The 18,441-nt window shown below is 65.1% G+C and carries 15 protein-coding genes and 2 tRNA genes; all 17 read left to right on the forward strand.

Features of this window, described 5'->3' with window-relative positions; translation table 11 throughout:
* The first annotated feature begins 4 nt into the window (after window positions 1-4).
* A complete protein-coding gene (gene nuoI / locus AC5P6H_RS05520; protein WP_005410456.1) occupies window positions 5-493 on the forward strand; it encodes an NADH-quinone oxidoreductase subunit NuoI in 489 nt (162 codons plus the stop codon).
* 9 nt (window positions 494-502) lie between these two features.
* Complete coding sequence (locus AC5P6H_RS05525) at window positions 503-1,159, forward strand: NADH-quinone oxidoreductase subunit J (RefSeq protein WP_014647864.1); 657 nt, start codon at window positions 503-505, stop codon at window positions 1,157-1,159.
* Window positions 1,156-1,461, forward strand: a complete 306-nt coding sequence (gene nuoK, locus AC5P6H_RS05530) for an NADH-quinone oxidoreductase subunit NuoK (RefSeq protein WP_005417921.1) — start codon at window positions 1,156-1,158, stop codon at window positions 1,459-1,461. The genes AC5P6H_RS05525 and nuoK overlap by 4 nt, the downstream gene beginning before the upstream one ends.
* 7 nt (window positions 1,462-1,468) lie before the next feature.
* On the forward strand, window positions 1,469-3,643 hold the full coding sequence (nuoL, locus tag AC5P6H_RS05535; protein WP_495202375.1) for an NADH-quinone oxidoreductase subunit L: 2,175 nt from the start codon (window positions 1,469-1,471) through the stop codon (window positions 3,641-3,643).
* A 23-nt stretch (window positions 3,644-3,666) separates the two neighbouring features.
* Entirely contained in the window at window positions 3,667-5,175 is a 1,509-nt protein-coding gene (locus AC5P6H_RS05540) for an NADH-quinone oxidoreductase subunit M (protein ID WP_019660580.1), read from the forward strand.
* Between the two features lie 15 nt (window positions 5,176-5,190).
* A complete protein-coding gene (gene nuoN / locus AC5P6H_RS05545; RefSeq protein WP_032957446.1) occupies window positions 5,191-6,651 on the forward strand; it encodes an NADH-quinone oxidoreductase subunit NuoN in 1,461 nt (486 codons plus the stop codon).
* Between the two features lie 127 nt (window positions 6,652-6,778).
* Window positions 6,779-6,855 (forward strand) — tRNA-Met (locus AC5P6H_RS05550).
* Between the two features lie 82 nt (window positions 6,856-6,937).
* Window positions 6,938-7,014, forward strand: a tRNA-Met gene (locus AC5P6H_RS05555).
* Between the two features lie 366 nt (window positions 7,015-7,380).
* Window positions 7,381-7,971, forward strand: coding sequence for a ribosome maturation factor RimP (gene rimP / locus AC5P6H_RS05560; RefSeq protein ID WP_014647860.1), 591 nt, complete (start codon window positions 7,381-7,383; stop codon window positions 7,969-7,971).
* A 4-nt stretch (window positions 7,972-7,975) separates the two neighbouring features.
* Window positions 7,976-9,487, forward strand: a complete 1,512-nt coding sequence (gene nusA, locus AC5P6H_RS05565) for a transcription termination factor NusA (protein WP_014647859.1) — start codon at window positions 7,976-7,978, stop codon at window positions 9,485-9,487.
* Between the two features lie 92 nt (window positions 9,488-9,579).
* On the forward strand, window positions 9,580-12,225 hold the full coding sequence (gene infB / locus AC5P6H_RS05570) for a translation initiation factor IF-2 (protein WP_014647858.1): 2,646 nt from the start codon (window positions 9,580-9,582) through the stop codon (window positions 12,223-12,225).
* A 132-nt stretch (window positions 12,226-12,357) separates the two neighbouring features.
* Window positions 12,358-12,741, forward strand: a complete 384-nt coding sequence (gene rbfA, locus AC5P6H_RS05575) for a 30S ribosome-binding factor RbfA (RefSeq protein ID WP_005410447.1) — start codon at window positions 12,358-12,360, stop codon at window positions 12,739-12,741.
* A gap of 107 nt (window positions 12,742-12,848) precedes the next feature.
* On the forward strand, window positions 12,849-13,757 hold the full coding sequence (gene truB / locus AC5P6H_RS05580) for a tRNA pseudouridine(55) synthase TruB (protein WP_014647857.1): 909 nt from the start codon (window positions 12,849-12,851) through the stop codon (window positions 13,755-13,757).
* Window positions 13,758-13,930: 173 nt separating this feature from the next.
* Entirely contained in the window at window positions 13,931-14,191 is a 261-nt protein-coding gene (gene rpsO, locus AC5P6H_RS05585) for a 30S ribosomal protein S15 (RefSeq protein ID WP_005417886.1), read from the forward strand.
* 151 nt (window positions 14,192-14,342) lie between these two features.
* The gene (gene pnp, locus AC5P6H_RS05590; RefSeq protein WP_046431803.1) at window positions 14,343-16,451 is read left to right on the forward strand and encodes a polyribonucleotide nucleotidyltransferase; all 2,109 of its coding nucleotides are present in this window, start codon (window positions 14,343-14,345) and stop codon (window positions 16,449-16,451) included.
* Window positions 16,452-16,731: 280 nt separating this feature from the next.
* Window positions 16,732-17,922 carry a glycoside hydrolase family 18 protein gene (locus AC5P6H_RS05595; RefSeq protein WP_241887691.1) on the forward strand — a complete coding sequence of 397 codons (1,191 nt, stop codon included), beginning with the start codon at window positions 16,732-16,734 and terminating at the stop codon, window positions 17,920-17,922.
* 97 nt (window positions 17,923-18,019) lie between these two features.
* Window positions 18,020-18,424 (forward strand): VOC family protein, encoded by a 405-nt coding sequence (locus AC5P6H_RS05600; RefSeq protein ID WP_241887692.1) that lies wholly within the window; start codon window positions 18,020-18,022, stop codon window positions 18,422-18,424.
* The last annotated feature ends 17 nt before the right edge of the window (window positions 18,425-18,441 follow it).

The following is an 18,441-nucleotide window of genomic DNA, read 5'->3' on the forward strand; positions in this document are numbered from 1 at the left end:
AGTGATGAACAGGATTACCCATTACTTCAAGAGCCTGCTGCTGCTCGAACTGCTGGCGGGCCTCTGGCTGACGCTGAAGTACAGCTTCAAGCCGAAGTACACGATGATGTACCCGATGGAGAAGTTCCCGCAGTCGCCGCGCTTCCGTGGCCTGCATGCGCTGCGCCGTTATCCTAACGGCGAAGAGCGCTGCATCGCCTGCAAGCTGTGCGAAGCGGTGTGCCCGGCGCTGGCCATCACCATCGACTCGGCCAAGCGCGAGGACGGCACCCGCCGCACCACGCGTTATGACATCGACCTGTTCAAGTGCATCTTCTGTGGCTTCTGTGAGGAAAGCTGCCCGGTGGACTCGATCGTCGAAACCCACATCCTCGAGTACCACTTCGAGAATCGTGGCGAAAACATCGTTACCAAGCCGCAGCTGCTGGCCCTGGGCGACCGTCTCGAAAACGAGATCGCCGAGCGTCGCGCCGCCGATGCCGCTTACCGCTGAGGTCGAGAGATGGATTGGGTAAATATCGCTTTCTGGGTGTTCGCCATCGCGGCAACGGTTTCGGCCGGTGCGGTGATCAGCGTGCGCAACCCGGTTCACGCCGTGCTCTGCCTGGTGCTGACCTTCTTCTCCATCGCCTGCGTGTGGCTGCTGGTGGGCGCCGAGTTCCTCGGTGTGGCGCTGGTGCTGGTCTACGTCGGTGCGGTGATGGTGCTGTTCCTGTTCGTGGTGATGATGCTGGACATCGACCCCACCAAGCTGCGTGAGGGCTGGGTGCGCTACCTGCCGGTCGGCCTGATTGTCGCGGTCGCGATGCTGGCGCAGATGCTGATCCTGATCGGGGTCAAGGCGCGTTCGGTCACGCCGTTCCCGGCCGACAACGCCGCTGCGGTCGCCGCCGACAGCTCCAACATCACCTGGCTGGCACGCACGCTGTTCACCGAGTACCTGCTGCCGTTCGAGTTCGCCGCCGTCATCCTGACCGTGGCCGTGGTAGCCGCCGTGATGCTGACCCTGCGTCGCCGTACCGGCGTGAAGAGCCAGAACCCGGGCCAGCAGACCATGGTCAAGGCCGGCCAGCGCCTGCGCATGGTCAAGATGGGTGCCGAAGCACCGGTCGTGCACAGCAACAGCAAGCCGGTCGCCGGCGAGGAGACCCAGCCGTGATCACCCTTGGCCATATCCTCGCGCTGGGCGCGGTGCTGTTCGCCATCAGCCTGGCCGGTATCTTCCTCAACCGGAAGAACGTCATCGTCCTGCTGATGTCGATCGAGCTGATGCTGCTGTCGGTGAACATCAATTTCGTCGGCTTCTCGCGTCAGCTGGGCGATCCGTCCGGCCAGCTGTTCGTGTTCTTCATCCTGACCGTCGCCGCCGCGGAAGCCGCCATCGGCCTGGCGATCCTGGTGACCCTGTTCCGTACACGCCGCACGATCAATGTCGGCGAAGTCGATTCGTTGAAGGGCTGATCCACAGATGGAAATCACTCTCTCCAAGAGTCTGTTGATCGCAGTGGTGCTCGCACCGCTGTTCGGCAGCATCATCGCCGGCCTGTTCGGTCGCCAGGTCAAGCGCTTCGGCGCGCAGACCATCACCATCCTCGGCGTCGCGGTGGCCTGCGGCCTGTCGATGTATACGCTCTACCAGCTGCTGTGGGGCGGGGCGCAGCCGTTCAACCAGAACATCTACACGTTCTTCGAAGTCGGCCAGTACTCGGCCCACGTCGGCTTCATGGTCGACAAGCTGACCGCGATGATGATGGTGGTGGTGACCTTCGTGTCGCTGCTGGTCCACATCTACACGATCGGCTACATGCAGGACGATTCGGGCTACCAGCGGTTCTTCAGCTACATCTCGCTGTTCACCTTCTCGATGCTCACCCTGGTGATGAGCAACAACTTCCTGCAGCTGTTCTTCGGCTGGGAAGCGGTGGGCCTGGTGTCGTACCTGCTGATCGGCTTCTGGTTCAAGCGCCCGACCGCGATCTTCGCCAACATGAAGGCGTTCCTGGTTAACCGCGTCGGTGACTTCGGCTTCCTGCTGGGCATCGCCGGCGTGCTGTGGGTGTTCGGCACCCTGGACTACTCGCAGGTGTTCTCGCAGGCCGGCATGCTGGCCGACCCGCGCGCCCAGCTGCAGATCTGGGACGGCACGCTGCTGGGCATGCAGCTGCTGAACGAGCCGGTGATCTGGTCGATCGCCACCGTCATCTGCATCTGCCTGTTCATCGGTGCCATGGGCAAGTCGGCCCAGGTCCCGCTGCACGTGTGGCTGCCGGACTCGATGGAAGGCCCGACCCCGATCTCGGCACTGATCCACGCCGCGACGATGGTGACCGCTGGTATCTTCATGGTCACCCGCATGTCGCCGCTGTTCGAGCTGTCGCAGACCGCGCTGAACTTCGTGCTGTTCATCGGCGCCACCACCGCGTTCTTCACTGGCCTGATCGGCATCGTGCAGAACGACATCAAGCGCGTGGTCGCGTACTCGACCCTGTCGCAGCTGGGCTACATGACGGTTGCACTGGGCGTGTCGGCCTATTCGGCTGCCGTGTTCCACCTGATGACCCACGCCTTCTTCAAGGCCCTGCTGTTCCTGGGCGCCGGCTCGGTCATCATCGCGATGCACCACGAGCAGGACATGCGCAAGATGGGCGGCCTGCGCAAGTACATGCCGATCACCTTCATCACCATGTGGATCGGTACCCTGGCGCTGGTCGGCACGCCGTTCTTCTCCGGCTTCTACTCGAAGGACACCATCATCGAGGCGGCCGAGCTGCACGCGCACCTGTCCAACAGCTGGGTGGCCACCTATGGCTACTGGGCGGTGCTGGGTGGCGTGATCGTCACCAGCTTCTACAGCTTCCGCCTGCTGTTCCTGACCTTCCACGGCAAGGAGCGTTTCCGCGACGCGCATGACGATCACGGCCATGGCCATGACGATCACCACGCCGCCGACGCCCACCACGGCGATGCACACCATGGTGATGGCCACGACGACCACGGCCATGGCCACGGTCCGCACGAGCCGCACGAAACCCCGTGGGTGGTGACCCTGCCGCTGATCCTGCTGGCCATCCCGTCGATCGCCATCGGTTTCTTCAGCATCGGCCCGATGCTGTACGGCACCGACTGGGCCGGCAACCACGCGCACGATGCCATCAAGGGCCAGGCGCACACGTTCTTCACCGGCATCGTCGACTTCTACGATCCGGCCAAGAACACCATCGGCTTCCTGGGTGAGGAGTTCCATGGCCCGGTCGCCTTCGCGCTGCATGGCATGATGGCTCCGGCGTTCATGCTGACCGTTGCGGGCTTCCTGCTGGCCGCACTGTTCTACCTGTGGAAGCCGGACCTGTCGGGCAAGGCCCGCAAGACCTTTGCTCCGCTGGTGTCGGTGCTTGAAAACAAGTACGGCTTCGACAAGCTGTGGATCGATGGCTTTGCCGGTGGCAGCGTCAAGCTGGGCAAGGTCTCGCGCTGGATCGACAGCAACATCGTCGACGGCGTGGTCAATCTCTCGGCACGTGTTGTGGACGTCGCAGCCGGCGTGCTGCGTCGTACCCAATCCGGTTTCCTCTATCACTACGCCTTCGCGATGATCATCGGCCTGATTGCCCTGCTGGGCGTGCTGATGCATTACCTGCGTTGATGACCTGTACGGAATAAGAAGACGTGTCGAACTGGCCTCTACTCAGTGTCCTCATCTGGCTGCCGATCATCGGTGGTGCCCTGATCCTTGCGATCCGTGATGCGCAGACCGCCCGCTGGGCGTCGCTGGGCGTAGCGGTGCTGACCTTCGTGGCGAGCCTCTCGCTGCTGAGCGGCTACAACGCAGGCGTCGATGGTCTGCAGTTCGTCGAGACCCATGCCTGGATCCCGGCGTACAAGATCGGCTACAACCTGGGCGTGGACGGCATTGCCGTGGCGCTGATCCTGCTGACCACCCTGGTCAGCGTGCTTGCCCTGATCGGCGCCTGGAGCGCCATCGACAAGCGCGTGAACCAGTACGTGGCGGCCTTCCTGATCCTGGAAGGTGTCACCGTCGGCATCTTCGCCGCGACGGACGCGATGCTGTTCTACGTGTTCTTCGAAGCGATGCTGATCCCGATGTTCCTGATCATCGGTGTCTGGGGCGGTCCGCGCCGCATCTACGCCGCGCTGAAGTTCTTCCTGTACACCTTCCTCGGCTCGGTGCTGATGCTGGTGGCGCTGATCTACCTGTACATGAAGGGCGGCAGCTTCCAGCTGGCCGACCTGTACGCGCTGCCGCTGTCGGCCAAGGAGCAGACCTGGATCTTCTTCGCCTTCCTGATCGCCTTCGCGGTCAAGGTGCCGATGTTCCCGGTCCACACCTGGCTGCCGGACGCCCACGTGGAAGCGCCGACCGCCGGTTCGGTGATCCTGGCCGCGATCGCCCTGAAGATCGGTGGCTACGGCTTCCTGCGCTTCAACCTGCCGATCGTCCCGGACGCGTCGCAGGAGTGGGCCTGGCTGGTGATCGCACTGTCGCTGATCGCCGTGATCTACGTCGGCCTGGTCGCCCTGGTGCAGGACGACATGAAGAAGCTGATTGCCTATTCGTCGATCGCGCACATGGGCTTTGTCACCCTGGGCACCTTCATCGCCCTGTGGCTGGTGCGCGAAGCCGGCAACGCCGATGCCGCCCGCCTGGGCCTGCAGGGCGCCATGGTGCAGATGATCTCGCACGGCTTCGTGTCCGGCGCGATGTTCTCCTGCGTCGGCGTGCTGTACGACCGCATGCACAGCCGCCGCATCGCCGATTACGGCGGCGTGGTCAACGTGATGCCGTGGTTCGCCACCTTCGCGATGCTGTTCTTCATGGCCAACGCGGGCCTGCCGGGTACCAGCGGTTTCGTTGGCGAGTTCATGGTCATCCTCTCGGCCTTCCAGCGTAATCCGTGGATCGCCCTGGGCGCGGCCACCACCCTGATCATCGGCGCCGCCTACACCCTGTGGCTGTACAAGCGCATCTTCTTCGGTGAAGTGGCCAACAGCCATGTTGCCGAACTGAAGGACATCAACGGCCGCGAATGGCTGGTGCTGGGCGTGTTCGCCATCGGCGTGCTGGCCCTGGGCATCTACCCCAAGCCGCTGACCGACCTGATGGAGCCCTCGATCGCGAAGCTGGCGATGCAGATCGCATCCAGCAAGCTGCTGTAATTCCAGGATTTGATGATGACCACCTCGCCGCTGCTGCCATTGACCGCCGCTGACCTGCCACCGCTCGCTCCCGAGCTGGTGCTGATCGGCAGCGCCTTCGCCCTGATGATCCTCGACCTGTTCGTCAGCAACCGGAACAAGATCGTCACCCACCTGTTCTCGCTCGCTGCGCTGGCCGTGGTGCTGTTCATGCTGGCCACCGGCGTGGGCGGGCAGGGGGAGGTCTTCCATGGCATGTTCGTGCGCGATACCGCCGCGGACGTGATGAAGACCGGAATCGTGCTGCTCAGCGGCCTGACCCTGGTCTACGGCTGGCGCTACCTGCGTGATCGCGACCTGTTCCAGGGCGAGATCCCGGTGCTGATCCTGTTCGGCACCGCCGGCATGATGATCCTGGTCTCGGCCGGCAGCCTGCTGATGGTCTACCTGGGCCTGGAACTGCTGGCGCTGTGCTCCTATGCCCTGGTCGCCAGCAACCGCGAAAGCGGCCTGGCCTCGGAGGCGGCGATGAAGTACATCGTGCTGGGTTCGCTGGCCTCGGGCCTGCTGCTCTACGGCATGTCGCTGATCTACGGCGCCACCGGCAGCCTGCACCTGGATGTGATCCGCGAGGCCATCCCGCACTCGGAAGAGCGCGTGCTGCTGATCACCGGTGCGGTGTTCATGATCGCCGGCGTCGCCTTCAAGCTGGGTGCCGCGCCGTTCCACATGTGGCTGCCGGACGTGTACCAGGGTGCCCCGGCACCGATCGCACTGTTCATCAGCTCGGCGCCGAAGCTGGCCGCGTTCGGCATGGCCTACCGCCTGCTGGAAATGGGCGTGGGTCCGCTGTCGACCGAACTGCAGCTGCTGATCGCCGGCCTGGCCGCGGTATCGCTGGTCATCGGCAACCTGATGGCCATCGCGCAGAGCAACCTCAAGCGCATGCTGGCGTTCTCCACCGTCTCGCACATCGGCTTCCTGCTGATGGGCATCGCCGGCGGCGGTTCGCAGGGCTACGCTGCCGCGCTGTTCTACGCGCTGGCCTACGCGATCATGTCCACCGCCGCCTTCGGCGCGATCATCGCCCTGTCGCGTGCCGGCTTTGAAGCCGAGAACATCGAGGACTTCAAGGGCCTGAACGCCCGCAACCCGTGGATGGCCGGCCTGGTGCTGTGCATCATGGCGTCGCTGGCCGGCATCCCGCCGTTCCTGGGCTTCTGGACCAAGCTGGCGGTGCTGGGCGCGGCCGTCAACGGCGGCCTGCTGTGGCTGGCCATCCTCGGCGTGCTGTGCGCCGTGGTCGGCTGCTTCTACTACCTGCGCGTCATCAAGGTCATGTACTTCGATGAGCCGGTGGGCGAGGCCATGCCGCGCAGCAACGACCGCGTGCTGGGCGTGGTGCTGGGCGTGAATGCCCTGGCGCTGCTCGCGCTGGGCCTGGCCTGGAACCCGATCATGGTCTGGTGCCAGCAGGCATTTGCGCATCTTGCATAAAAGTTGACACAAAGCTGCGCGATTCGTGTAATATGCGCAGCCTGAGTTGTCACTGCAGCGGTTCAGCCAGAACATCGTTGCGGTAGTCCTCCTCGAAAGAGCAGGGCAGCAGTTCAAACACTTCCGGTGCGGGGTGGAGCAGTCTGGCAGCTCGTCGGGCTCATAACCCGAAGGTCGCAGGTTCAAATCCTGCCCCCGCTACCAACGTCGGATCGGCGCCAACCGGTTCGATGAATGAGGGAAAGCTTGCATTTTTCGCAGCAATGCCTCATGATTCCGCTTCTGGTGCGGGGTGGAGCAGTCTGGCAGCTCGTCGGGCTCATAACCCGAAGGTCGCAGGTTCAAATCCTGCCCCCGCTACCAAGTAAAGAGATCGCCTTCGAAGTCCTGCTTCGAGGGCGTTTTTCTTTGGGGTCTGCGTTGTTTCTGTGTGATCGGGGTCAGATCCCTTATCCACGGGAAAAGGGATCTGACCCGGGTCCGCACCTTGCACCAGCGCGGTGCAGTCGCTATCATCAGCGGCCTAGCAGTACCCCTGAAGGCGGCCTCCCAGCGGGAGTCCGGACCCGGAAGGAGGGCCGCAACCGGCAGGCAATGCGGGTTGCAACCGGAATCCAGTCACCGGAGTCTTTCCGGAAAAGGGGCCCAACGGGCCCTTTGTCGTTTCCGGGGCGTCACGTTTCCACGCCGGCCAAGGCCGGCACCCAACCATAGAGATCAAGGCAGGCTGTGAGCGACAAGGCAACCGACATCGCGAATCTGCTCGCCCCGACCGTTGTGTCGCTGGGCCTGGAGCTGCTGGGCGTTGAGTATCTGCCGGCCCCCGGCGGTGCGACCCTGCGCCTTTATATCGACGTGCCGCTGGCTGAACAGCCCGAGCGCATCATCAATGTCGACGACTGCGAGCGGGTCAGCCGCGAAGTGTCGGCGCAGCTGGACGTCGAGGACCCGATCAGCGGCAATTACACGCTGGAAGTGTCCTCGCCGGGCGTCGACCGTCCGCTGTTCAGCCTGGAGCAGTTCGGCCGTCACCTCGGCGAATCGGCCAAGGTCACGCTGAAGCTGCCGCAGGACAACCGTCGTCGCCTGCAGGGTCGTATCGAGGCGACCGACGAGGCGGCGGGGACCATCACTTTCATCGTCGACAAGGCCGAAGTGGTCGTGTCGGCCGACAACATCGACAAGGCACGGATCATGCCCGACTGGGTGGCGCTGGGGCTGGCCCCGAGCAAGCCGACCGGTCCGGCACCGAAGCGTCCGAAGCCGAACACGAATTCTTCTTCCAACGAGCCGGCGGCAAAGAAGCCGCGCGCGGAGTGAGCCAATGAGCAAGGAACTGTTGCTGGTAGTCGACGCAGTCGCCAACGAGAAGGGCGTGCCGCGTGAAGTGATCTTCGATGCCATCGAGGCCGCCCTGGCCTCGGCAGCGAAGAAGCGCTATCCCGACGAGGAAGTGCTGACCCGCGTGGTCATCGACCACAAGGACGGCAGCTACGAAACCTTCCGCCGCTGGGAAGTGGTGGCCGATGACGTGGTCATGGAATCGCCGGACCGCCAGATCCGCCTGATGGACGCCGTCGATGAAGCCGAAGGCGTCGAGGTCGGCGACTACATCGAAGAGCAGATCGAGAACCCGGATTTCGGCCGCATCGCTGCCCAGGCCGCCAAGCAGGTCATCGTCCAGCGCGTGCGCGAAGCCGAGCGCCAGCAGGTCGTGGATGCGTGGAAGGATCGCGTGGGTGAGCTGATCACCGGCGTGGTCAAGCGCGCCGAGCGCGGCAACATCTATGTCGACCTCGGTGGCAACGCCGAAGGCTTCATCCCGAAGGACAAGGGCATCCCGCGCGACGTGCTGCGCGCCGGTGACCGCGTGCGCGGCTACCTGGCCGAAGTGCGCTCGGAGCCGCGTGGCCCGCAGCTGTTCATCAGCCGTGCCGCCCCGGAATTCATGATCGAGCTGTTCAAGCTGGAAGTGCCGGAAGTCGGCCAGGGCCTGGTGGAAATCAAGGCCTGTGCACGTGACCCGGGCGACCGCGCCAAGATCGCCGTGCTGGCCCACGACCAGCGCACCGATCCGATCGGCGCCTGCATCGGCATGCGCGGTTCGCGCGTGCAGGCCGTGTCCAACGAGCTCAATGGCGAGCGCGTGGACATCGTGCTGTGGAACGACAACCCGGCCAACTTCGTCATCAACGCGATGGCGCCGGCCGAAGTGCAGTCGATCATCGTCGATGAAGACAAGCACTCGATGGACCTGGCCGTTGCCGAAGACCGCCTGGCCCAGGCGATCGGCAAGGGCGGCCAGAACGTGCGCCTGGCCAGCCGCCTGACCGGCTGGCAGCTCAACGTGATGACCCAGGACCAGGTCACCGCCAAGTCGGAAGCCGAGCAGGCTGCGGCCCGCCAGCTGTTCATGGACAAGCTGGAAGTGGACGAGGAAATCGCCGGCATCCTGGTCAGCGAAGGCTTCGGCACCGTCGAGGAAATCGCATATGTCCCGGTCGGCGAACTGCTGGCCGTGGAAGGTTTCGACGAGGACATCGTCGAAGAGCTGCGCGCTCGTGCCCGCGATGCGCTGCTCAATGAGGCCCTGGCAGTCGAGGAAGGCCTTGAAGACGGCCAGCCGGCGCAGGACCTGCTGTCCCTGAAGGGCATGGACGAAGCCACCGCATACGCGCTGGCCGGCCACGGCGTGCGTACCAGCGAGGATCTGTCCGACCTGGCCGCCGACGAGGTCATGGACTTCGGCATCGAAGGACTGGATCAGGCGCGCGCCGCTGCGCTGATCCTGGCCGCCCGTGCCGAGGAGATCGCCCGACTGGAACGCGGCGAATGAGCCGGCAATGAACAGGGCCCTGAGCCGCTCAGGGCGTAGAATCCGCGCCACCTCCACATGCGGGGGGGCGCCCACAAGATCATAGGATCCGAATGTCGCAGCAAACCACCATCCGCAAGCTTGCCGAACTGGTCAACACGCCGGTCGAAAAACTGCTGGAACAGCTGGCCGGTGCCGGCATGAAGTTCAGCGGTCCCGACCAGGTCGTGACCAGCTCCGAGAAGGTGAAGCTCCTGGGCTTCCTTCGTCGTTCGCACGGCAAGCCCGAGCAGGCCCCGGAAGAGACCGATCAGTCTGCGAAGAAGATCACGCTCAACCGCCGGAAGCAGCAGGAAGTGACGGTCAATTCCGGTCGCAGCAAGACGACCGTGAATGTCGAGGTGCGCCAGAAGCGTACCTACGTCAAGGATGGTGCTCGCGCCATGACCCCGGACGAAGAGCGCGCCGACATCCTGCGCAAGCTGGAAGAGTCGCGTGCCCGCAACCTTGCCGAACAGCAGGCCCTGGCCGAGAAGGATCGTCTGCGCGACGAAGCCATCGTCCGTGCCCGTGAGGAAGAGGCCGCCGCCAAGGAACGCGCCGAGGCCGAGAAGAAGGCTGCCGAGGAAGCTGCGGCTGCCGCCAAGGCGGCCGAGACGCTGGCTGCCAGCAAGCCCAAGCGTGCTCCGATCGACGAAACCGCGCCGCGCCCGCCGCGCACCCCGGCCGCAGCCCCGGCTGCGCCGCGTGGTGCACCGCCGCCGCCGCGCAACGACGACCGCAACAACCGCAGCGCGCCGCGCAACGAGCGTGGCCCGGGTGACCGTTTCGCTGGCCAGATGCACCTGTCGGCCGCCGACCGTGCGCGTCGTGGCAACAGCAACAACAGCAACACCCGGGGTCGTCCGGGCGGGCGCAACCAGGCCGGTGGCCGTCGCGACATGTCGCGCGGTGGCAACAATGCCGGCCCGCACGCCTTCGAGCGTCCGACTGCACCGGTGGTGCGTGAAGTGGCGATCGGCGACACCATCACCGTGGCCGACCTGGCGCAGAAGCTGGCGCTGAAGGGCGGCGAGGTGGTCAAGGCGCTGTTCAAGATGGGCGTGATGGCGACCATCACCCAGTCCATCGACCACGACACCGCCGCGCTGGTGACCGAAGAACTCGGCCACAAGGCGATCCGCGCCAACGACAACGACGCCGAAGACGCACTGCTGGCCTCGACCGGTGAAAACCAGGGCGAAGCCACCCAGCGTCCGCCGGTGGTCACCATCATGGGCCACGTCGACCACGGCAAGACCTCGCTGCTGGATTACATCCGCCGCACCAAGGTCGCCACTGGCGAAGCGGGTGGCATCACCCAGCACATCGGCGCTTACCACGTCGATACGCCGAAGGGCGTGATCAGCTTCCTGGACACCCCGGGCCACGCCGCCTTCACCTCGATGCGTGCGCGCGGCGCCAAGCTGACCGACATCGTGGTGCTGGTCGTGGCCGCCGATGACGGCGTCATGCCGCAGACCAAGGAAGCGATCCAGCACGCCCGTTCGGCGGGTGTGCCGCTGATCGTGGCGATCAACAAGATCGACAAGTCCGACGCGGATCCGATGCGGGTCAAGAACGAACTGCTGTCCGAGCAGGTCGTGGCCGAAGACTTCGGTGGTGACACCCAGATGGTGGAGATCTCGGCCAAGACCGGCCTGGGCATCGACGACCTGCTGGACGCCATCTCGATCCAGGCCGAACTGCTGGAACTGAAGGCGGTCGATGAAGGCCGCGCCTCGGGCGTGGTGATCGAATCGTCGCTGGACAAGGGCCGCGGCCCGGTCGCGACGGTGCTGGTGCAGCAGGGCCGCCTGAAGAAGGGCGACTACCTGGTGTGCGGCATCCAGTACGGCCGCGTGCGTGCGCTGTTCGACGAAACCGGCAAGCAGCCGGAGTTCGCCGGCCCGTCCATCCCGGTGCAGGTCCTGGGCCTGTCCGGCGTGCCGGAAGCTGGTGACGACTTCGTGGTCGTCGAGGACGAGCGCCTGGCCAAGGACGTTGCCCAGCAGCGCGAGACCAAGCGCCGTGAATCGCGCCTGGTGGCCACCGCTGGCAGCCGCATGGAAGACATCATGGCGACCCTGGGCAAGGGCGAGGGCCAGCAGGTCCTCAACCTGGTCATCAAGGCCGACGTGCAGGGTTCGGTGCAGGCGCTGAGCCAGGCACTGGTCGCGCTGTCCAACGAAGACATCCGCATCAACGTGATCCACTCCGGCGTGGGTGGCATCACCGAGTCGGACGCCAACTCGGCCGCCGCTTCGAAGGCCACCGTCATCGGCTTCAACGTGCGTGCGGACGCTTCGGCCCGTCGCATCATCGAATCCAATGGTGTCGACCTGCGTTACTTCTCGATCATCTATGACGTGATCGACCAGGTGAAGCAGGTGGCCTCCGGTCTGCTGGGCGTGGAGATCCGCGAAGAGATCATCGGTATCGCCGAGGTCCGCGACGTCTTCCGCAGCTCGAAGCTGGGTGCCGTCGCCGGCTGCATGGTCATCGAGGGTGTGGTCAAGCGCAACAAGCCGATCCGCGTCCTGCGCGACAGCGTGGTGATCTTCGAGGGCGAGCTGGAATCGCTGCGTCGCTTCAAGGAGAACGTCGAGGAAGTCCGCAACGGTACCGAATGCGGTATCGCGGTGAAGGCCTACAACGACGTCAAGCCGGGTGACCAGATCGAGTGCTTCGAACGTATCGAAGTGCCGCGCACCCTGTAATGCTGCAAGGTGGCCCGACCAACGGTCGGGCCCCACCATGTACCTGTAGCGCCCGACCGTTGGTCGGGCGACAATCGAATCAAAGGTAGTGCCCGACCGTTGGTCGGGCGACAACTGAACCAAGAGCTCCTCGTGCCCAAGACTTTCCATCGAACCGACCGTGTCTCCGCCCAGCTGCGCCGTGAACTCGGCACCCTGGTGCACAACGCCGTGCGCGAGCACGGGTTGCCCTCGGTGAGCGTGTCCGACGTGGAAATCACCCGCGACATGGCCCATGCCAAGGTGTTCGTCACCGCGCTGATGCCGGAACGTTCGGCTGAAGCCGTGGCCGGCCTGAAGGAACTGGGCTACCGCCTGCGCATGGACCTGGCCCGCGCGATGAAGCTGCGCCACGTGCCGGAGCTGCATTTCCACTACGACGACTCGGTCGACCGTGGTGAGCACATCGACAACATCCTGCGCGACCTGCCCGATACGCTGGCCGCCGAGAAGCGTCGCGAGAGCGACGAAGAATAACCGCGCGACGCCGGGCATGCCCGGCGTTGCTGCATTCCGGCTGCGCGATGTCTGATGCAGGCCGCGCTGCGGCAGCCGAGCATGGCCCGTCTCAACACTTTCCTGTCATGACCCGAATTCAGTTCCGTCGCCTGGATGGCATCCTGCTGCTCGACAAGTCGACCGGCATGAGCTCCAACGCCGCCCTGCAGGTGGCGCGCCGCCTGTTCCGCGCCGAGAAGGGCGGCCATACCGGCAGCCTCGACCCGCTGGCCACCGGCCTGCTGCCGCTGTGTTTCGGCGAGGCGACCAAGATCGCCGGCCTGCTGCTGGGTTCGGCCAAGGCCTACGACGCCGAGATCGTGCTCGGCCAGACCACCGATACCGACGATGCCGAAGGCCAGGTACTGCTGCAGCGCCCGGTGCCGGCGATCAGTGCCCAGGCCCTGCAGGCTGCGCTGGCGCCGCTGACCGGCACCATCCGCCAGCGTGCCCCGATCTATTCGGCGCTGAAGCAGGGCGGTGAACCGCTGTATGTGAAGGCCCGCCGCGGTGACGTCATCGAAGCGCCCGAACGCGAGGTGCAGGTACACGCCATCGAGGTGCTGGAGCAGCAGCCGGAACGGCTGCGGCTGCGCGTGACCTGTGGTTCCGGCACCTATATCCGCAGTCTGGCCCGCGACCTCGGCGAACGCCTGGGCTGTGGCGCCCACATCAGCGCGCTGCGCCGGCTCTGGGTCGAGCCGTTCCGCGAGCCTGCCATGGTCACCCTGGACCAGCTGCGGGCGATGGTCGAGGCCGGTGACGAGGCTGGCATGGACGCGTTGCTGCTGCCGCTGGCGGCCGGCCTGGCTGAATACCCGAGGGTCGACCTGGACGCCGACCAGGCCCACCGGTTCTGCGTGGGCCAGCGCCAGCGCGACCTGTCCTGGCCGCGCGGCCTGGTGGCCGTGTTCGGTCCGGACGATGCTGTCCAGGGCCTGGGCCAGGTCGACGAGAGTGGCCTGCTGGCCCCGCAGCGCCGTTTCAACCTCTGACCGGGGCCTGCCGGTTCAGCCCCGGTCCTTGTCCCGGACGCCCCCGGCCGTTACAATTTCGCGGCCGTTTTCCGGCAACCTGCCTCGCGCAGGTTTCATCCTCGTAGTCCACGGCGAGCCTGGCGGTGCGCGAAGCGCGTTCCTGCCGGCCACGCATCACAGAGAAAAAAGAAATGTCGATCGACACCCAGAAGGTCATTGAAGACAACAAGCGCAGCGCGGCTGACACCGGCTCCCCGGAAGTCCAGGTTGCACTGCTGACCGCCCGCATCGAACTGCTGACCGGCCACTTCAAGACCCACAAGAAGGACCACCACAGCCGCCGCGGCCTGCTGCAGATGGTCAACCGCCGTCGCAGCCTGCTCGACTACCTGAAGAAGAAGGACGTCGAGCGCTACAAGGCCCTGATCGAGAAGCTTGGCCTGCGTCGCTAAGCAACGAATCCCCCGCGGCGCAGCGATGCGCCGCGGTTTTGTTTTGTAGTACCGCAATCCCCGATTCAGGCCGGAACGATCCGGCCACCCGCTGGCGGCAAGGGTCGCCGACGGTCCAAATTCGCAGACAGCATCCCCAAGGACACCCTCCGTGGCAAAAATCACCAAAACCTTCCAGTACGGCAAGCACACCGTCACGCTTGAGACCGGCGAAGTCGCCCGTCAGGCCAGCGGCGCCGTCATCGTCAAGATGGACGACACCGTACTGCTGGTCACCGCCGTCGCCGCCAAGAGCGCGCGCGAAGGCCAGGACTTCTTCCCGCTGACCGTCGATTATCAGGAAAAGTTCTACGCCGGCGGCCGTATCCCGGGTGGTTTCTTCAAGCGCGAAGGCCGTGCGACCGAGAAGGAAACCCTGATCTCGCGTCTGATCGACCGTCCGATCCGCCCGCTGTTCCCGGAAGACTACAAGAACGAAGTGCAGATCATCGCCACGGTGATGTCGCTGAACCCGGACGTGGACGGTGACATCCCGGCCCTGATCGGTGCTTCGGCTGCCCTGGCCCTGGCTGGCACCCCGTTCATGGGTCCGATCGGCGCGGCCAAGGTCGGTTACAAGAACGGCGAGTACATCCTGAACCCGACCGTCAGCGAACTGGCTGACTCGCAGCTGGAGCTGGTCGTCGCCGGTACCTCCAACGCCGTGCTGATGGTTGAATCCGAAGCCGCGCTGCTGTCCGAAGAAGTGATGCTGGGCGCCGTGACCTTCGGTCACCGCGAAATGCAGAAGGTCATCAACGCGATCAACGAGCTGACCGTCGAAGCCGGCACCAAGCCGTCGACCTGGGAAGCCCCGGCCAAGAACGAAGCGCTGATCTCCGCCCTGAAGGAAGCCATCGGCCCGCGCCTGGGCGAAGCCTTCCAGGTGCGTGACAAGCTGCAGCGCCGCGACGCCATCTCGGCGATCAAGAAGGACGTGTTCGAAGCCCTGGCTGGTCGCGTGGCCGCTGAAGGCTGGAACCCGGCCGAGCTGTCGAAGGAATTCGGCGAACTGGAATACCGCACCATGCGTGACTCGGTGCTGGACACCAAGGTCCGTATCGACGGCCGTGCGCTGGACACCGTCCGCCCGATCACCGTGAAGACCGGCGTGCTGCCGCGTACCCACGGTTCCTCGCTGTTCACCCGTGGCGAAACCCAGGCAATCGTGACCATCACCCTGGGCACCGCCCGTGACGGCCAGGTCATTGACGCCGTTGCCGGTGAGTACAAGGAAAACTTCCTGTTCCACTACAACTTCCCTCCGTTCTCGGTGGGTGAGTGCGGCCGCATGATGGGCCCGAAGCGCCGCGAAATCGGCCACGGTCGCCTGGCCAAGCGCGGCGTGCTGGCTGTCATGCCGTCGCTGGAATCCTTCCCGTACACCATCCGCGTCGTCTCGGAAATCACCGAGTCGAACGGTTCCTCGTCGATGGCATCGGTCTGCGGCTCGTCGCTGGCCCTGATGGACGCCGGCGTGCCGGTGAAGGCGCCGGTGGCCGGTATCGCCATGGGCCTGGTCAAGGAAGGCGAGCGCTTCGTCGTCCTGTCCGACATCCTGGGTGACGAAGATCACCTGGGCGACATGGACTTCAAGGTAGCCGGTACCGCTGAGGGCATTTCCGCCCTGCAGATGGACATCAAGATCGAAGGCATCACCGAAGAGATCATGAAGCAGGCTCTGCAGCAGGCCAAGGCTGGTCGTCTGCACATCCTGGGCGAAATGGCCCACGGCCTGACCGCTCCGCGTGAAGAGCTGTCGGACTACGCGCCGCGCCTGCTGACCATCAAGATCCACCCGGACAAGATCCGCGAAGTGATCGGCAAGGGTGGCTCGACCATCCAGGCCATCACCAAGGAAACCGGCACCCAGATCGACATCCAGGATGACGGCACCATCGTCATCGCTTCGGTCAATGCCATCGCTGCCCAGGCCGCCAAGGCCCGCATCGAGCAGATCACCTCGGACGTCGAGCCGGGCCGCATCTACGAAGGCAAGGTCGCCAAGATCATGGACTTCGGTGCGTTCGTCACGATCCTGCCGGGCAAGGACGGTCTGGTCCACGTGTCGCAGATCTCCAGCGATCGCGTCGAGAAGGTCGGCGACGTGCTGAAGGAAGGCGATGTGGTCAAGGTCAAGGTGCTGGAAGTCGACAAGCAGGGCCGTATCCGCCTGTCGATGAAGGCCGTGGAAGAAGGCGACGCCGTCAGCGCCGAGTAATCGGTACTGCTGATTGTGCGGTGGGTGAGGCCCGTCGGTCCTCACGCTTCCGCAAATGAAAAAGCGGGCTTCGGCCCGCTTTTTCTTTGCCTTGATGTCATGCAGTGCCGCTCATCCAGGTCGCTGCATGTCCTGCTGCAGTGCGTGAGCGCCGCCACGTGGCCATCGTTCTGTCACGGTTGCGCGGATCACGCCTGTCCACGGGACGACATGCCGCGACAACCGTCCCACAGCCACATCGGTTTGCTAACGTGGCGGCGCCTTCGAACCGGGAGATCCCATGTTCCGCCAGACCGTGGCCGTCCTTGCCGTGCTGATTGCCGGTGCCGTGCCCATCGCTGCGCGCGCCGCGCCGCCGCCGCCGCCGATCTTCGGTGCCTACTACCCCGGCGGCTCGGCCGAGCGCTATCCGGTGTCGAGCATTCCCGCCGAGCGCCTGACCCATCTGTTCTATGCGTTCTCCACCATCGAGGACGGCCGCTGCGCGGTCGGCGCGGAAGCGCCGAAGAACTTCGCCGCGCTGGCCGAGCTCAAGAAGGCGCATCCGCACCTGCGCACGCTGATTTCGATCGGTGGCTGGGGTGCGGGTGGGTTCTCCGATGCAGCGTTGACCGAGGCCAGCCGCAAGCGCCTGGTGGACTCATGCATGGCACTGTTCTTCGATCACCATGCCGGCAGCTTCGATGGCGTGGATATCGACTGGGAGTTCCCGGTCAGTGGCGGGCCGAAGGAGCTGGCGCATCGCCCGCAGGATCGCGCCAACCTGACCAGGCTCGCGCAGGCGTTCCGCGTGGCACTCGATGCGCACGGGCGCAAGGTGGGGCAGCCAATGCTGCTGACCGCCGCGCTGGCCGCCGGTCGCCTGCAGACCGATGGCCCCTATGATCCGGCGGCGAGCTACGACCTGCCGGCGCTGGCCAAGGTGTTCGATTTCATCAACCTGATGAGCTATGACATGGGCACCGGCTTCTCATCGGTGTCGACCTTCAATGCGCCCCTGCATGAAGTGCCGGCCGATCCGCTGGCGCCGGAGCTGCGGCGCTGGAACAACGTGGCCGGCGCGGTGCAGTACTACCGCGAGCACGGTGTGCCGGCCGACAAGCTGGTGCTGGGCGTGCCGTTCTATGGGCGCGGCTTCAAGGTCACCGGCGATGCGCCGGATGGCCTGTATCAGCCCTACAGCGCACCGGCCGACGCCGGCGACTGGCGGGTGATCAAGGCGCGCTATCTCGACCAGCCGGGTTGGGTGAAGCACTGGCAGCCGCAGGCGCAGAGCCCGTGGCTGTACAACGCCGTGCAGAAGATCTTCATCAGCTATGAAGACCCGCGCTCGATCGGCCTGCGTGCCCGGTTCGCCCGCGAGCAGGGCCTGGCCGGGGTGTTCATGTGGGAGCTGACCGGCGACGACGAGCAGGCCAGCCTGCTCAACGCGATGCTCGGCCCGTGGCAGAAGGCGCGCATCGGCGATTGAGTCACTGGTGGCGCCGGGCCATGCCCGGCGCCAGGCGGCAACGCCATCGGCCCGACACCGCACATTGCGACGACGCCGGCGGCGCTACGCTTTGGGCATGATCCATCTCGAACGCCTGGACCACCTGGTCCTCACCGTCGCCGACATCGAACGCAGCTGTGACTTCTACCAGCGCGTGCTCGGCATGCAGGTCGTGCGCTTCGGCGCTGGCCGTACCGCGCTGCAGTTCGGCCAGCAGAAGATCAACCTGCATCCGGCCAGCGCGCCACTGCAGCCGCATGCGCTGCGACCCACGCCGGGCAGTGCCGATCTGTGCCTGGTCACGCATACGGCAATGGTCGATGTGCTGGCGCACCTGCAGGCGCAGGCCATCGCGGTGGAGGAGGGGCCGGCCACACGTACCGGTGCGCTGGGACCGATCGAATCGGTGTACTTCCGCGACCCGGATGGCAACCTGATCGAAGTGAGTCGTTACCCGGGCGAAGAACACCTGCAGCGGTAGCGCCGGGCCATGCCCGG

The organism is Stenotrophomonas sp. YJH_SMC_110 (genome assembly GCF_059369255.1).

What these genes read in the sequence shown, in the direction of transcription:
- nuoI (WP_005410456.1), top strand. Translation starts at nt 5, where the DNA reads ATGAACAGGATTACCCATTACTTCAAGAGCCTGCTGCTGCTCGAACTG.
- AC5P6H_RS05525 (WP_014647864.1), top strand. Translation starts at nt 503, where the DNA reads ATGGATTGGGTAAATATCGCTTTCTGGGTGTTCGCCATCGCGGCAACG.
- nuoL (WP_495202375.1), top strand. Translation starts at nt 1,469, where the DNA reads ATGGAAATCACTCTCTCCAAGAGTCTGTTGATCGCAGTGGTGCTCGCA.
- nuoN (WP_032957446.1), top strand. Translation starts at nt 5,191, where the DNA reads ATGACCACCTCGCCGCTGCTGCCATTGACCGCCGCTGACCTGCCACCG.
- nusA (WP_014647859.1), top strand. Translation starts at nt 7,976, where the DNA reads ATGAGCAAGGAACTGTTGCTGGTAGTCGACGCAGTCGCCAACGAGAAG.
- infB (WP_014647858.1), top strand. Translation starts at nt 9,580, where the DNA reads ATGTCGCAGCAAACCACCATCCGCAAGCTTGCCGAACTGGTCAACACG.
- truB (WP_014647857.1), top strand. Translation starts at nt 12,849, where the DNA reads ATGACCCGAATTCAGTTCCGTCGCCTGGATGGCATCCTGCTGCTCGAC.
- rpsO (WP_005417886.1), top strand. Translation starts at nt 13,931, where the DNA reads ATGTCGATCGACACCCAGAAGGTCATTGAAGACAACAAGCGCAGCGCG.
- AC5P6H_RS05595 (WP_241887691.1), top strand. Translation starts at nt 16,732, where the DNA reads ATGTTCCGCCAGACCGTGGCCGTCCTTGCCGTGCTGATTGCCGGTGCC.
- AC5P6H_RS05600 (WP_241887692.1), top strand. Translation starts at nt 18,020, where the DNA reads ATGATCCATCTCGAACGCCTGGACCACCTGGTCCTCACCGTCGCCGAC.